General features: G+C 65.3%; 14 protein-coding genes. 4 read left to right on the top strand and 10 right to left on the bottom strand.

Going from position 1 to position 14768, the window contains the following annotated elements; genetic code table 11:
- Window positions 1-248 precede the first annotated feature (248 nt).
- The gene (locus GFK26_RS03230; RefSeq protein ID WP_093299162.1) at window positions 249-1607 is read right to left on the bottom strand and encodes a tyrosine-type recombinase/integrase; all 1359 of its coding nucleotides are present in this window, start codon (window positions 1605-1607) and stop codon (window positions 249-251) included.
- 302 nt (window positions 1608-1909) lie between these two features.
- Complete coding sequence (locus GFK26_RS03225) at window positions 1910-2338, bottom strand: low affinity iron permease family protein (protein ID WP_153280818.1); 429 nt, start codon at window positions 2336-2338, stop codon at window positions 1910-1912.
- Between the two features lie 261 nt (window positions 2339-2599).
- On the opposite strand from GFK26_RS03225, the gene GFK26_RS03220 reads away from it, so the two are divergent.
- Window positions 2600-3091, top strand: coding sequence for a ferritin-like domain-containing protein (locus tag GFK26_RS03220; protein WP_153280817.1), 492 nt, complete (start codon window positions 2600-2602; stop codon window positions 3089-3091).
- 31 nt (window positions 3092-3122) lie between these two features.
- Window positions 3123-3449: a hypothetical protein gene (locus GFK26_RS03215; protein WP_228121885.1), complete on the top strand. Its 327-nt coding sequence runs from the start codon at window positions 3123-3125 to the stop codon at window positions 3447-3449.
- Between the two features lie 21 nt (window positions 3450-3470).
- Here GFK26_RS03215 and GFK26_RS03210 read toward each other — a convergent pair whose 3' ends face one another.
- Together GFK26_RS03210 and GFK26_RS03205 are read right to left on the bottom strand one after the other, a co-directional pair.
- The gene (locus GFK26_RS03210; protein ID WP_153280816.1) at window positions 3471-3896 is read right to left on the bottom strand and encodes a DUF1810 domain-containing protein; all 426 of its coding nucleotides are present in this window, start codon (window positions 3894-3896) and stop codon (window positions 3471-3473) included.
- Window positions 3897-3904: 8 nt separating this feature from the next.
- Window positions 3905-6157, bottom strand: coding sequence for a hypothetical protein (locus GFK26_RS03205; protein WP_194274015.1), 2253 nt, complete (start codon window positions 6155-6157; stop codon window positions 3905-3907).
- A gap of 252 nt (window positions 6158-6409) precedes the next feature.
- On the opposite strand from GFK26_RS03205, the gene GFK26_RS03200 reads away from it, so the two are divergent.
- Complete coding sequence (locus GFK26_RS03200; protein WP_153280815.1) at window positions 6410-6658, top strand: hypothetical protein; 249 nt, start codon at window positions 6410-6412, stop codon at window positions 6656-6658.
- A gap of 112 nt (window positions 6659-6770) precedes the next feature.
- Here the strand turns inward: GFK26_RS03200 and GFK26_RS03195 are convergent, their stop codons facing one another.
- From GFK26_RS03195 to GFK26_RS03175, 5 genes are all read right to left on the bottom strand, one after another.
- Window positions 6771-7520 carry a winged helix-turn-helix domain-containing protein gene (locus GFK26_RS03195; RefSeq protein WP_194274014.1) on the bottom strand — a complete coding sequence of 250 codons (750 nt, stop codon included), beginning with the start codon at window positions 7518-7520 and terminating at the stop codon, window positions 6771-6773.
- Between the two features lie 222 nt (window positions 7521-7742).
- Entirely contained in the window at window positions 7743-8738 is a 996-nt protein-coding gene (locus GFK26_RS03190; protein WP_153280813.1) for a fimbrial protein, read from the bottom strand.
- On the bottom strand, window positions 8735-11392 hold the full coding sequence (locus GFK26_RS03185) for a fimbria/pilus outer membrane usher protein (RefSeq protein WP_153280812.1): 2658 nt from the start codon (window positions 11390-11392) through the stop codon (window positions 8735-8737). Before GFK26_RS03185 ends, GFK26_RS03190 begins: the two co-directional genes overlap by 4 nt.
- Before the next feature lie 23 nt (window positions 11393-11415).
- Window positions 11416-12213, bottom strand: a complete 798-nt coding sequence (locus tag GFK26_RS03180) for a molecular chaperone (protein ID WP_153280811.1) — start codon at window positions 12211-12213, stop codon at window positions 11416-11418.
- 214 nt (window positions 12214-12427) lie between these two features.
- Window positions 12428-12985: a fimbrial protein gene (locus GFK26_RS03175; protein ID WP_153280810.1), complete on the bottom strand. Its 558-nt coding sequence runs from the start codon at window positions 12983-12985 to the stop codon at window positions 12428-12430.
- Window positions 12986-13323: 338 nt separating this feature from the next.
- Here GFK26_RS03175 and GFK26_RS03170 point away from each other — a divergent pair, with 338 nt between their 5' ends.
- The gene (locus tag GFK26_RS03170; protein ID WP_153280809.1) at window positions 13324-13536 is read left to right on the top strand and encodes a hypothetical protein; all 213 of its coding nucleotides are present in this window, start codon (window positions 13324-13326) and stop codon (window positions 13534-13536) included.
- On the opposite strand, the gene GFK26_RS03165 is transcribed toward GFK26_RS03170, so the two are convergent.
- A complete protein-coding gene (locus GFK26_RS03165; protein WP_228121884.1) occupies window positions 13527-14564 on the bottom strand; it encodes a helix-turn-helix domain-containing protein in 1038 nt (345 codons plus the stop codon). The two genes, GFK26_RS03170 and GFK26_RS03165, sit on opposite strands and share 10 nt — an antisense overlap.
- Between the last annotated feature and the right edge of the window lie 204 nt (window positions 14565-14768).

Raw genomic sequence — 14768 nt, 5'->3', positions numbered from 1 at the left:
CACCGTCAAGATCGTGACCTTGCCCTCGACTCTCGGCTCCCATAGCCGAGGTCATTATGCGTCTCACCTTTTCCTGCGCAGCGAGTCAAGCCCTTCAGCTTGCGTCGGGCTGACATAGCCCTGCGTCGAGCCCCGCTGGCGATGATAGTGAAATCGTCGATTGCGTCGCGCGGTGCCTCGAAGCACCGGCTAAGCTTACTGTTCTTGTTACGGTAAGTTCCAGGCAAAACAGGCAATAGTGGGACCGCTCATAGGGCCGCTCGGGTAGCGAAGGGGAACTCGACTTTCCCCTCTTTTAATACCCATGCCTCAATCTGATCGTGCCATTTGCGCAGTAGGTCTAGTGGACGGCGGCGGTAGTGCTTCTCGGCGATCGCGCTGGGTTTATGCCCCTGGATCTGGGCGATGACACCGGCTGGGGTCTCACACCATTCGGACAAGGTGCCAAACGATCGGCGCAAGCCGTGCAGCGTGATGTGCGGCAAGCCAGCTTGCTCGAGTGCCCTGCTGTGGGCACTGCGCGGCTCTGCGAGCCTGCCAGTTGCCGAGGCGGGGCTTGGAAAGACCCAAGGTGAAGGGCTCCAGGTGAGGCCTCGTGCTTCGAGGCGTTTGAGTTGTCGCCGAGGCGGCGATACTTCGTTCAGCCGCTTGAGTTCGAGCAGTAGGCTGGACAGATAGGGGGTGAGTGGGACGGTCCGCCCTCCCGCACCTTCCACTTTGTCGTTAAGCGTCAGGCTGCGCCAGCGAAAATCCACGTCTTCCCAGCGCAGCGCCGCCAACTCTTCCCGCCGTGCGCCAGTGATGAGTAGGCCTTGGAGGTACGCGCTAATGACCGGGTTGTGGATCCCGCGCACGCTGGTGAACCAGGAGACCAACTGTTCCCGTTGCAGGCAGTCGCCCTCTTTTGCCCTCACGCGCGGGACAGCGTCTTTCACCCCACGCGTTTGGTAACTATCGGCGGGAATGAGCCCCTTGTAGGCCGGCATGTCTTGCGCCCAGCGGATGAAGCCTCGCAGCAGCCGAAACGACAGTGCGGTCATCGTCGGACGGGTGGCGGTCTCGGCCGTGAGCCATTGTGCGATGCGTGGTCCCGTGAGGTCGGGTAGCCGGAGCGCGCGCAGTGCGGCCAGCGGACCAGCCTGGGTGAGGCCTTGCCCCCGCTTCCTCGCTACCCCGCCTTCCGAGGCGTGCTGCACGTGGTCGCGGGAGTGGCGTTCGCTCCAAAACAGTTTGCGCTCTTGGATGTAGGCGTCCCACGCCTGGCCAAAGAGCACGTCTTGGCGTGCGGCCTCTTCTCGGCGAGCCTCCAAAGCCTGGCGCTGCTCGGCCTTCACTTCCCTGGGGTCCTTGCCCTCGTCCACGAGCATCTTGAGGCGGCAGGCTTCCGTGCGCGCTCTGCCCAACTCCCAGGCGCGTGCATCACCGATCGTGATACGCAGCGTCTTGCTGAACAGGCGGGACTCGAAGATGTAGGAGCGAGCGCCGGCCGCAGTGACCCGCAAGCCGAAGCCGGGGGTCTTGGCGTCCCAATGGATGGTTTGTTGTTTACCGGGCTCGCAGGGCAGGTTCTCTACCCGTGCAGTGGTCAGAGTCAGTTTTGTCGTCATAGGTGCCTACACAGTGCCGTGTAGGCACCATGTAGGCATTCTAGAGCAATCTGGGTCAACGACAATCCGCATGAAAATCTTTCAATTATCAAGTAAGTGTTTGATTTTAAAAGAAATTGTCGCATGTATCAACTTAAGTCATCACAAAGGAAATGCCTACTTGTGCAGATTGAAAATCCGCGTGTCGGTGGTTCGATTCCGCCCCAGGCCACCAAATTCAGCAAAAAGCCCGACCTTCCGAGGTTGGGCTTTTTGCTTTCTGGCGCCGCACAGGCGCCATGCCGAGGGAATTCCGTTCCCTGTTATTCGGCCCGCTCCCCGTCGATGTCCTCATGCCCCCGGCGCTTGCGCTCGGTCTGCATCCTCTTCAGCGTCGCTTGGCTTTGTTTCGCCGCAGCCTCGCAGCGTGCATGCAGCGCGATGAGTTCCTTGTCGGTGAGCTTCTCGATGCCGATGAATTCGTCCTCTGCGTCGGAGGTGCGGATGAGTTCGTCGATCTTGGTCTGCAGGGCGGTGCTGTCGCGGTTCTGCGTGTTCTGGATCAGGAACACCATGAGGAAGGTGACGATGGTGGTGCCCGTGTTGATCACCAGCTGCCACGTTTCGGAAAAACCGAAGAACGGACCTGCAGCGGCCCAGGTCACGACCACCACCACGCAAATCAGGAAGGCCGGCGGGCTGCCTGTCCAGCGGGCGACGGTGTTGGCAAAGGAGTCAAAGAGTCGTTCCATGGCGAGTCCCCCAGTCGGAGGCGATGCTGGCGCGGCGGCGCGCACGAGCGCGTCAGCGAAGGCCCGCCGCGCGTGGCATCGCAATTCCCCTGACGCTGTCGGTGGAAATCAGCGACGTCGTCGGCCTCGGACAAGGCTTACACGGGTCGTCGGGCAGAGACGACAGGACGCGCGCCGCACCGTGCCGACCATGAAGGCTCATTGCAGTTTTCTCAACCCGGTCCTCGCCCCGGCGATCGGCCCTTCAAGGAGCAACCACACATGGCCAACGATATCCAGGCAACCACCGCGGACGCGGTTTCGAACGATCAGGTGATCGACGTCCTGAACGATCTTCTGGAGAACACACGTGACGGCGAATACGGTTTCCGCGCCTGCGCGAAGGAAGTGGATTCGCCACAGTTGAAGCCGGTATTCGAAAGCCGCGCGTCGCAGTGCGCGAGCGCGGCATCTGAACTCGTCTCGCTCATCCGCCAGCTCGGCGGCAAGGCCGACGAGGGCGGCACGGTCAGCGGTGCAATGCACCGCGGCTGGGTGCACGTAAAGGGCACGGTCGGCGCCAACAGCCCACTGTCGATGCTCGAGGAATGCGAGCGCGGCGAAGACGCAGCGGTGGCACGCTACCGCAAGGCGCTGAAGGAAAACCTGCCGCCCGAGGTGCGCATGGTGGTGCAACGCCAGGCCGACGGCGCCCAGGCCAACCACGACCAGATCAAGGGTCTGCGCGACCAGTTCCGCGCCGCCAAGGGCTGACCGGTTTGCACCCGCGAGCTTGTCTTTCACCATGACCGGTGACAGCCACGTGCCCGCCATGCCCAGTGCGCCGTCCGCGACCGAGACTGCGGACGGCGTCGGCGATCGCCTTCTCACCTTCAGCTACCTCGGCTGGTGGTTTTCGTGCGCTGCGCAGCAAGTCGACGACCATACCTTCCGACCGGTGGTCTTCTGCCGCGCCTATGGCGGCGGCGACGTCGAAGGCCCCGAACACCGCTTGCCGCCCGACACCGACAACGTCGCGTACGGCAGCGAAGCCGAGGCGCTGCGGCACGCGGAGCAGCAGGCCATTCGGTGGGCGCACGACCGATCGGGCGACGGGCAGGGGCAGTTCTGATTTCCCAGTCGGGGTGCGCTGTCAGGCTCGGATGAACGCGATTGTCGCGTCGTCCCGCATCCCTCCGAAGTACCGCACCAGCACGTCGCCGAAGACCTGCGCTTCGGGTGCCACGATCTCGAACAGCGTCATGCAGGAGCGCAGCTTGAGGGTGTCCGGCGAGCCGAAGATGGCATGCGCGTCCGTGCCGGGAACCCGGAGCACCAGTTCCGCGCACTGACGCAGCCGTGCGCCGAGCAACGGGTGCTCCCAGTACGCCGCCGCCTCGTCGGCCCCGTCTAGGCCGAAGAACTGCGCGGTCGCACTGCGGCCCACGGCCTTCAATTGCGGAAAGACGAACCACATCCAGTGCGTGCGCTTGCGCCCCGCCGTGAGTTCCTCGCAGACCTGCGCATACACGGGCTCTTGCGCCGCCACGAAGCGTTCGAGGTGCCAGTCGGTTGCCATGTTCTTTCTCACGCGCCCGGTGCCGACGAAGCCGCCGGATCATGCTGCAGCCGCGGTGGCAACCGATGGTCGAGCCAGTCCATGCGCCATGCCAGCAGCAACACCGCACCGACCACGCAGGTGACGGCCAGCGCGCCTGCAAGGCCGTGTCGCTGGCGGTACGGATCGGGCGCGATGCGCTTGGCGCCCGGCGGCACGCGCGCCGTCTGCGACAGCATGCCGCCCAGGCGCACGTTGACTTTCATGCGGCCGTTGATGGCCCATCCGCTCGCGTCGAGGATCGGGCCCAGGCTGCGCTGGCGCAGCTTCAGCCACGCGATCAGCATGCTCGGGCCCGAGATCGCGATCACGATGCCGACGAGCGCCACCGGGATCCACTGCCCGAGGTCGACGAACTTGCCGAAGATGCCGACCAGCACCGCGCTGATGCTGCCCAGCGCCACGCCGATGGCGGCGACAGTGCCGACGTCGATGCGGCTGCCGGTCGGCAGGATCGGCCCCGGCTTGGCCGGCGACTTCGCCGGCGCACCGGCGTCGACCGGCCGGTCCGCGGTGGCGACCTTGCCGGCCAGCGTTTGCAGCGCGGCCTGTGAGCCGGCCTCGCTGGCCGCCGCACGCTTCGCCACCTGCTCCTCGATCAGCCGCACGAACTTCTTGTACGGCGCGAAGAAGGCCTGTGCGACGCTGGTGGGGTTCTCGATCAGCTTGGTGATGGTGGCGTCCCAGTCGCGGCCCTGGCGGTCGTAGAACACGCCGTTGCGGCCGACGAAAAGGAAGTCGACGTCGCCCGCCGTGAAGGCGGCGACGATGCTCATCTTCTCTCCCTGGCGCGTGCAGTCGCAGTACGCAAGGCAGGTCTTCGCCAGGCCGGCCAACGTGGCGTGCCGGGCGGTGTCCTGCACCTGCACCGTGAGCTCGCAGCTGCGCCCGTCCAGATAGAGCGTGCCGGCCTGGAAGATCGCGCCCTCGCGCCGGTAAAAGGCCTTGAACGACACGAAGTTGTGCAGCAGCACACGCAGGTCGCGCTGCAGCCGCAGCAGCTTCTCGAGGTCGGTCAGCAGGCGGTTGTGGTGCTCGGCCGCTTCGTCTTCGGCGATGAGCGCGAGCAGGGCGTCGCGCGTGGCGAGCAGCGCGTCGATGCGCTCGCGCGGCAGACCGGCGAGCGCGTTGTCGGGGCGCGCGGCGATCCATGCGTCGCAAGGCGCGAGCTGACGGCGCAGCGATTGCCACGCGTCTTCGTCCAGCGTGTCGCGTTCACCCAGCAGCGGCGCGACGGCATCGCGCGCAAAGGTGGCCATGGCTTCGGCCCAGGCGGGGTTGAGGCTCGCACCACTGAGCGGCAGCGCGCGATGCGGCGTCACCGGTGCCAGCGGCAACTCGGCCACCGGCTGCACGTTCGCGTCGAGTGTGTGCCCCGCGAGCGCGTCGTAGGCGTCGGGCGAGGGGTTGAGCGCCACCACCGCCTGCAGGTCGTAGGCGGCCACGCGGCAGCGCGCGAAGAAGTCGTCGACCTTGGCCGCGACCGCGCGCAGGGCCTCGGCCGCGGTCAGCGTGCGCGCGCCCAGCGGCAGCAAGCCCTCTTCGTCGCCCCGCGCGTACCAGTCGCGCAGCGCGAGCGCGTCGGCCATGAAGGCCTCGGCGCGTGCGCGGTCGAGGCCGGGTGTGTGTTCGTGGCGGTCGGGCGTGCTGCCGTGGGTGCGCATCGCTTCCTCGATGGTGGCGCGCAGCATGTCATCGGTGGCGGTGGCTGGCGTGACCACGCCGTCGCCGTTGAAGCGCATGGCCGCCAGCCATTCGCCGCGGTCGGCGATGTCGGCGAGCGTCAGCGTGTGCGTGTCCTGCTTGCCGAGCAGGTCGAGGATGCGCCGGCCTTCCTTTGCGAGGTCGGCACCCGGTGCGCGCGTGTCGTCGAGGTCTTGAAGCGACAGCGTGCCGCCGCCCGCGAGCAGCACATCGGCGCTGCGCAGCCGTTCGCAGGCCCATTGGCAGGCCGCGATGACTTCCGGCGGGCGCACGCGGCCGTCGCCGTCGGTGTCGATGAGGTCGAGCGTGCGCGCATCGAAGTCGATGCCGCGCGTGGGGCAGGCGAGTGCGACCCACAGCTTCTGGTCGAGTTCAGCGAGGCGGGCGATGTCCTCGCCGTTGCGGAACACCACCTGGTCCACGCCGCCCGCGCGGAAGAACTGCCAGCGGTGCGGTGCTTGGCGTGGCGTGTCGGTGCCGGGTGTGCCGGCGGGCGCAGGGGCGGTGGCGGTCGTCAACGGACGGGTTTCCTTCGGATGAATGCGTGGCGACGCGGGTGAACTCCCGATGCGCGCGCGGCTCGCACGTCTTCGTTCGTCGTCGTCTTCGTCGCAAGGCATCAGCCTAGATCGCGCGACGTGCATGCCTTGAGGACAGACGGCGCGCGGCGATGTCGTCCTGCGCCGACATCGCACTCGTCCCACGGGTGAAAGGGTCAATGCAGGACTTAGTGAGGCCGGATGCTTCAGAGCGGCTTATCCTCGATCGCCATGGACGCCGCACACATCGATCTCGGTCTGCCCGCAGGGTGGAGTTGCTGGCTCGAACTCCAGCAGTCCTCCGAGGGGACTTGCTCGGGCAAGGCGGAACTTCGCGAGGGGCACGAGCCGCGATGCGTGCTGATCATTGCGCAACAGCCGAACCGCGAAGCAGTGATCGAACGCCTGAAGTTTCGCGCTGATTATTTCGTCGGGGAGTGGCGCATGCGGCAGGGGGAAGACGGGGCGCCGCGGTCTTGAGCCCTGCCGAAGCAAGAAGTGACAGCCCCATGAAAAAGCGACCTTCCGAAGAGGTCGCTTTTTCTTTTCTTTGGGCCGGCAAGGGGCGGCGTCGCCCTCTCAATTCACATCCTCACATCCGGTACCCCGCGGGCGAGCTGACGGGAACCAGCTGGTAGCCCTGGCCATAGACCGCGCGCAGCACGAAGCCGTTTTCGCGCTGCAGCAGTAACTTGCGCCGCACGTTCGTGGCGCAAGCGTCGAGCGAGCGCGTCACGGGGCGTTCGGGCGGCAGCTTCCACACCGAACTCATGAGCCAGGAGCGCGTCAGCACGTTGCCCAGGTTGCGGAACAGCTCGAGCGCAAAGGAGAACTGCCGCGGCTGCAGCGAGATCTCGCGGTCGCGGTGCAGCACGGTGTTGTTGCCGTCGACGAAGCGGTATTCGCCCCAGGTCCAGCGGTCCGGTGCACTCTGGCGAGCGACCGTGCCGGTGTCTTGTTCCATGTAGAGCGTGTGCATGTGCTGCACCAGCGCTTCGTTCGAGATCCGGCGCAGGTCGAAGCTGATGCCTCCGCTCGGCAGGGGAATTTCTTCGAAGTAGGAAGGCAGTGCGACCACGTCCGGTTCGCCCTGCGCGGTGATGGGAAGGGCCGGCATTCCCAACACCCAGCACACGGTGAGAAGGCTTTCGCTGCCCATCGCATCTGGAGCGGCCAGCAGCAGGTCGAAGCGGGTGCCACGACTCAGGGTGGACAGCAACTCACCGATGCTGCTGAACGTGATGGGCCGGTGGCCCATGGTGCGCAGGCGCTCCTGAAGCAAGATGCTGCGCGAACTGCTGTTGTCCAGCAGGGCCAGGGAGAGTTTGCCCTCGAGGGTCATGGGATGATCGATTTCAAACGGCAGTGATGAGTCACAGCGGAGCAGGCCCGTGATCGTGAAACTGCTCGCAAGGAACCGGGGCTGCTTTCGCGGTGCGCGAAGAGCTTTCATTCTGGTCAGGGGTGGACGATTTCTCGATCCGATCCTGCCACCGGGTGATGCTCCCTTGACCAGCTTCCGGTACGGGCCGCACCTGGTTTCTTGTTCCTTTTGCGCAGGCCGCTACTTGTATTCGATGTTGAATGTCGCGGTGCCGTCTGCCCGGCCAGGTGTCACCTGGTTGCCGGTCTGGAAGTAGCGGGCCGTGTAGTTCAGCACGTAGTCGCCGTTTCTCGAGACGCCGACCAGCGCTTCTTCTCCGAACTTCACGGGCACGCTCTTCTCGTCGATCACCTGGATGCCCACGCCCGTCGCCAGGTTCGGCACGCCGCGCGCAGGTTGCAACACGCCTTGTGCATTGGACGGATCCTGTGTCGCATCCATGCGCAGGTACACCGTGTTCTGCGCGTTCTGCCCCGCCTTGCAGTTGAGCTTGATGCTGAACTTGCGCTCGGCGGTGGTGCTGCCGCGACCCTTGAAGCCGTCCTTGGGCACCTTGCCGAACTGCACCATGATGTTGCGCGAGCCGACGTCGACCGAGCACGACGGCGTGATGATGGTGATGCCTTCGCCCAGCAAGTTGGTCGTAAGAACCGACCGCGTGTCGGCCACGCTGTAGTACTGGGTGTAGGTGCCCTGCGCGAGCGGGCCGTTGCCGGTGACGGGCGCCGTCTTGAACAGCTCCACCTGAAAGCGCGACGCTGCAGTGAATTCGGTGAAGTCGGTGGTGGTCGAGCGTTCGTGCGGGTAGTAGTTGACTGCGGTGTTGTCGAAATAGCGAGACAAGCGGATACCCACGCCGGGAACGGCGGTGGTGTACACATGGTCGTAGCCCGACACGGGGGTGCCCTGCAGCATCACGCCTTTCACGACGCCTCCGTTCGTGCAGGTCCATGGCTTGTTGGTCGCGCCGGAGAGCGACAACGGAAAGAGCTGCTGCTTGAACACCGTGCCTACGGCGGCATCGTGGGGAATGACGACGCGGCCGATGGCCATGTTGACGACTTTTTCCACGTAGCCCTTGGTCATGTAGCAGGCGGCCCGAGCCGGCGAGGTACCGAGCAGCAGCCCCAGGGTCGAGGCGATCATCCAGATGCCCAGTGCAGTGCGCTTGCTCATTTCGCTTCCTTAGGTGGGGCGCCGTCTGTCGCCTGGCATTGCGCAGCCAGTTCACGAATGGGTGGGGGACTGCTCTCGACGGGCAGGTCGTACGGTGCTTCGCATTGGTCTGCTGTCTCCTGGCCCCAGCGCACGGTGAGCCGCCCGCTGTCGGCCGCCCCCGTGACGAAGGCCTGGCCGTCCGGCCCCACGACGCCAACTTCCTGCCCGCTCTCGTTCTCGATGCGTGCACCCAGTGGCAGTGCGCGCCCCTTGCCATTGGTCAGCGTGATCAACAGCCGGTAGCCCACCGAGGTTTCGAACCGTGCCGCCACCACGGCGCCTCGTGTGGGCACCACGTCCATCGCTGCGTTCTTGACTTCCACGGTGTCGCCCAGATCGCCGGTGCGAAGGGCGACGCGGTTGAGCCGGTACGGACTCAGGTTGGGAATGACCGCATTGCCCGCCCAGTCGGTGCGCACGCCTGATCGCGATTCGAGGCCTACACCTTGCGCCTTGGGCGCCTGCACCAGTGCCACGGTTTCACCCAAGGGTTGCGACAGCGTCACGCCGTCGGCATGTGCCAGCAATCCACCGGCCACGCCGACCGTGGTCTGGCCGTAGCCGGGACCACGCGAATGGCCGAGATCGAAGCGGCCCACCGGCGAGAGGTAGCTGGCGCTGGCACTCGTGTTGCCGTCGCCGTCCTGGTTGGCATGCGCAGCAGTCAGGTTGTAGGTCAGGCGGCTGTCGTCGAGCGCCGCGCCGTAGACGCTCGCCTGCTGCACGATCCGGCCGCCGTGGTCCCGCGTGGCGGCGTATTGCGCATGGGCGTGCGTGTCGCCGAAGGGAATGGTCAGCGTGACCATGATCTGCCGGTTCGGCGCGCGGTTCAGGCTGGTGCTGTGGTTGTAGAAGATGCTGTAGCCGAGCTGCTTGTGGTTGCCCGAGTAGCCGATCTGCACCAGCCGGTCCTGGGCCGAGGTGCCCCAGTAGCTCTGCTGGCGTGCCGAGGCGTACACCGAGCCCCGGTCTCCGAGCTGTTGCGACAACTCGAAGCGCAGCTCGTTGCGCCGGCTGTGGAACGACTCCATCGGCGGCAGGTCCTGCATCTGCACCGCTTCCTGGAAGGTGCGGTAGCCGCTCGTCGAATAGCGGTAGCCCGCCACGCGAAAGCTCGTGCCGGTGTCCAGGAACGATTTCGAATACAGGAAGCGCAGCGACTGCCCGCTGTAGACCGACGTGCCGTTCAAGGGGGTGCGATCGGTGGTCCATGCGTGGGCCAGGTCGACCGAGACGGCACCGAAATTGCGCAGGTTCTTGCCGGCGCCCACGAGCAGCGACTGGTACATGTTGGCTGCCATCAGGCCGCCGTACAGTGAGAGTTCGTTGCCCAGCCCGCGCGCCAGCGTGGCTTGCACGAAGGCAGGCCGCGTCATCGAAGGCTCGGTCGGCGATGTTTCCGCGCCTTCTCCGAGGCGGTACTTGCCGACAGCAGCCGAGAAGCGCCAGGTGCCGTCGCGCAGCAGCGTGGGCACGGCCGAGAAGGCCTGCATGTAGCGCATCTGCCGGCCGTCGGCCTCGGCAATGCTCACCTCCAGGTCGCCGCTCGACGAGGTGGGATAGAGATCGTCGATCACGAACGGGCCAGGCGCGACGTAGGTGCTGTGGATGATGTAGCCGTTCTGCCTCACCGTCACCCGCGCGTTGGTCTGGGCGACGCCTCGAATGGTGGGCGCGTAGCCCTGCTGGCTGTCGGGCAGCATCGCGTCGTCGGAGGCCATCTGGACGCCGCGGAATGGCAGGCTGTCGAAGAAATTGCCGGGCGTGTTGCCGTCGCCGATGCGCAGGTAGGCGTTCATCGACGCCAGGTCGCGCTGTGCATACGTGCTGACGCCCTGCCAGCGGCTTCGGCCGTCGAGGCCGCGGTTGTAGGTCGAGAAATGGCGCAGGCGCCAGTCGCCGATGTTGAAGCCCGTGCGCAGGCCGGCGAAGAGCGTGTTGCGTTGCGGCTTGCGCGTGTTGTCGACGAACGGGTTGCCGTCGAAGATGTTCTGTTGCGGTGCCGGAAACTGCGTGGCATTGCGCGTGCTGCTGCCGCTGTAGCGTGCGAAGTTCAGCTGGTAGTCGAGCATCGCGGCGGTGATGCCCTTGTCCCATTTCTCCGGGCCGACGGCCCCGCGCGCCGACCGCTTCAAGGCCGCTTGGGGAATGCTGAGCGTCAAGCGCTGCTTGCTGCCGTCGTAGGTGGCGGCAGACTCGGGAATGGTCGAGACCAGGTCGACGCAGGCATCGTCCGCAAGGGTCGCCAGACTGGGAAACACCCGCACGTTGACGCCCCAGGCGCCGAGCATGCCGCGCGTAAGGCACGGGCTGGCGTTGACCTTGCCTTCGACCGCGGCGAAGCGGATGTCGGTCTGACCGGTGCTGCGCTCGTTGAGCGAGACGTCGACCAGGTATGTCCCGGCGAACACGCGGTTGCCGGTGGAAAACAACGAAAGATCGGCGTGCGGCTGGTTGCCGCCGATGCTGAGAAATTCCGCATTGAAGTCGACGCGGTCCGATGGCGTTTGTTGCTGCGCGAGCGCAGGCACGCTCAGCACACCGAGCGTGCCCAGCACCGCGGCATGGAGCGCCGATCGTGTTGGCCAGCGAAAGACGCAAGAGCGAGGCATGGCGGGTCGTCCTCGGTGCGGGCTCAGCGCTTGTGGTCGGCAGATGACTCGGACGGTGCGGCCGGCGGCAGCAACTCGGCCTTCACGGCCACGGCCACGGGTGCGGTGCCCGAAGGCACCTGGACCTGCTCTTCAGGTGTTTCGCCACCGTAGTCGTTGAGCGTGGTGAAATTCACCCGGATCGCTTCAGGCGCCTTCACTGCGTTCAACGGATAGCTGACTTCGCCGAGCGGCGGCACCATGTCGGCATTGATCCTCTGCTGGCCATCGTTGATGTTCAGCGCCGTGAACGTGACGTGGTACGCCGACGGATTGGCGACCCGGAGCACCGCGCCCTGGCCCTGCGACGCGGGGCTGACGACCCACCGCAACTGCGTGCGCGCTTCCTCGGGTTTGCCCGGAAGCCGCGCCGGCCGGTAGAACAGCTTGATGCGGCTGCGAACCGCGATCTGAAGGACGTTCTCGTCCTTCGACCGCTCGGGAATCTCCTTCACGTTGAGCCAGAACACCGACTCGCGATCGGCCGGCAACTCGCCGGCCACGCGCATGATGCGCAGGATGTTCTCCATGCCCGGATCGAGTCGCGACAGCGGCGGTGTGACGAGCAGCGGGGTCTTGTTGTGGCCTTCGCCCGCGTCGATCCAGGTCTGGACCACGTAGGGCGAGGTGCTGGTGTTCTTCACCGGAATGGAGGCTTCGCGGTCCTTCTCGCCCAGGATCACGCGCGTGCCGCTGAGCGTGATGCCCGCACTGGCCGGCCATTGGAGGCCGAACGTCAGCAGGAGGGCAAAGGACCACCGGAGGCAGGTCTTGCTGCACATAGACGAAATTCCTTGGCGCATTCAGGTCTCAGGTGCGCAAAACGCGCGCATCCCGTCGCGCCGGCGCACGATCAAGTGCAATCGAGGCGTGGGCGAAAGAAAGTGGGGGTGACGCCCACCGTGGCGCGTTGCGCAAGTGGTGGCGCCTGGGTGAGGCGCCGCGTCGGCCGAAGCGAATGATTTCGGCCGGCGGCGAAGGCCGCGCCTGCGCCGATTACTTGTAGGCGATGGTGAACTGCGCGACCGAGTTGGCCGGACCGACCGTCACGGCCGAGCGGGTTGCCACATACGCTGCCTGGAACTTGAGTGCGTTGTCACCCTGGCCCAACGTGTAGACAGCCGACGGCGAGCCGAGCGGGATCTTGGTGCCGGCGGAGTCGCCGAGCTCGATCGCCACGCCGCTCGCGGCGCCGACGCCGACTTGCCCGGCGTTGGCCAAACGCAGATTGCTTGCGTCGTCGAGGTCGGCGGTGCCGGTGAAGGTCACGGTCGCGCCCTTGGCGCTGGCACCGCAACCCAGCAGGTCGATACTGAACTTGGCCGGTGTGGACTTCTTGCCAGCGACTGCGGTGCCGGCGGTGGCACCGTCGAACACGGTGCGCGAGACCTTGCCCAGCGCCACGGTCAGGTTCTGGCTGCCCGGTGCGATCGAGCACAGCGTGTCGACGATTTCACCGGTGAAGTTGACGGTGCCATCGGCGGCCAGAGCGCCTTGCGAGAGAACCATGGTGGCCGCGACTGCCGCTGCCTTGAAGAAACTACCCTTTTGCATCTGATTTCCCTGAATCTTTAAGAATGAATAACGCATTGCCTTTTGTAGGGCGGGCGGAGTCTATTTCTTAAATGTTTGGGGTGAAATAAAGAATTTGCAGTGATTAACTCTGGTTGTTGTTGGTTGCTTTTTCTTGTGAATAAATGGTGACATATTTTATGTGTGATACGCGTTTGCGCATATTTCGTATATCGCAGAAAGAAAGCGTATGAAATTGATTGCTTCTTGATCGTCGAGGCCTTTTTTCCTCGGGCAAGGCAATGAATTTGAATTGCAATTGTTAATCGGCGGTGTGGATGCGCGGACGGCAGGCCGATCTGGTCCTTTCCCGTGAGGCTGTGGATCGCCCCAGCGCGCGGGTGAAGGTTGACGCGGCCCCCACGCAGGCGGTGTCCGCACGCTTCATGGACGGCCAGGGGCGGGCGCAGGCCATCGATGCCACGCAATGGCATGCAATCGGCCAGCAAGGTGGCACGTTGACGCTGCTGGCGTCCGCGGCCCCGCTGGCCGGCGGGCCGTCGGCCGCGCTGGTGACCGTCGCCTACGACTGACGGTACAGGGCAGCGCCTTCGCGGAAGGCGCCGGCTGCCGCCATTGCGTCCACGCCGACGTTCTCCATGTCGAAGCGTGAGATCGGCAGCGTCTGGCTCTGGCTGTGGCGCATGGCCACTTGCAGGCGGAATTCCTTGGGCGTCATGCCCTTGATCTTCAGGAAGCGCCGGTTGAAGTTGGCGATGTTGTTGAACCCCGCGGCGTAGCAGATGCTCGAGATCTGCTGGTCGCTTTCCATGAGCAACTGGCAGGCCTTGCCGACGCGCAGCCGGTTCACGAAATCGGTGAACGAGACCTCGGTGCATTGACCGAACAGGCGCGAGAAGCTGCCCTGGCTGATGCCCGCGTGGTCGCAAACACTCGGCGCCGACAGCGGTTGGTCCAGGTGCAGGCGGATGTAGGCGACGGCCCTGGCGATGGCATCGACCGTTTCCGCACGGCCCCTGACCGGCAGCCAGCCTGAAGAGAGCACGCGCTGGCTCTTGCACCGCACGAGCCGGCTCAGCAGCCGAAGGAACTCGGCGAACCGCTCCGGCCCCTCGCAGGCCTGCATGCGGTCGAAGTGCTCTCGCACGCAGTCGCTGATGCCGAGGAACTCGACACCGTAGCGTGCCTTCTCCAGCAGCGGGGCGGCTTCCTGGAGTTCGTTGAACACCTCCATGCCCTTGCGCAGCGGCGCGTCTGCAAATTGAAGGGCCTGGCTGCGCAGTTCGACACCCTCGGAGGGGAGGTTGTGCGAAACCCAGTTGTGCGGCAGCCGCGGACCGGTGAGCACGAGGTGCCCGGGCTCGAAGCGCCCGACATGGTCTCCGACGAAGGCCCAGCCCCGGGTGTCCGCGATCAGGTGCAGTTCGTATTCGTCGTGGCAGTGCCAGCGTTCCAGCGGCGACGGGCTGCCGTGCTGCAGGCAATGCAGAAAGCCGCGCGGGCCCGAGGGCGCGGGGCCGCTCTGCAGTGAGCGCACGAAACTGTGCTCGACTTCCGGCGCGGGATTGCGGCGCACGCCTTGCGGCATGGCGGTCCTCATGGCGAACGCGGCGCGGCAGCGCGCGGTGCGGTTGTTGTCTCGAGTCCTGGCATCGGACGCTCCTCCTTCGCATGTCTTGTGATGGGCAGCGGGCCCTCGGCATCGCGGGGGCGAGCAGGTGACCTTCAAGACGCTATTGGGGCGGAGCTTCGTAAATAAAAAGTAAACAATCAAAAGAGATGACGAAACACTCGCAATGCAAAC

The sequence above is a fragment of the Variovorax paradoxus genome (assembly GCF_009498455.1).
GTDB classification, from domain to species: Bacteria; Pseudomonadota; Gammaproteobacteria; order Burkholderiales; family Burkholderiaceae_C; genus Variovorax; species Variovorax paradoxus_H.
Note: the sequence above shows the minus strand (reverse complement) of the source record. Positions and strands in the feature narration are given on the sequence as shown.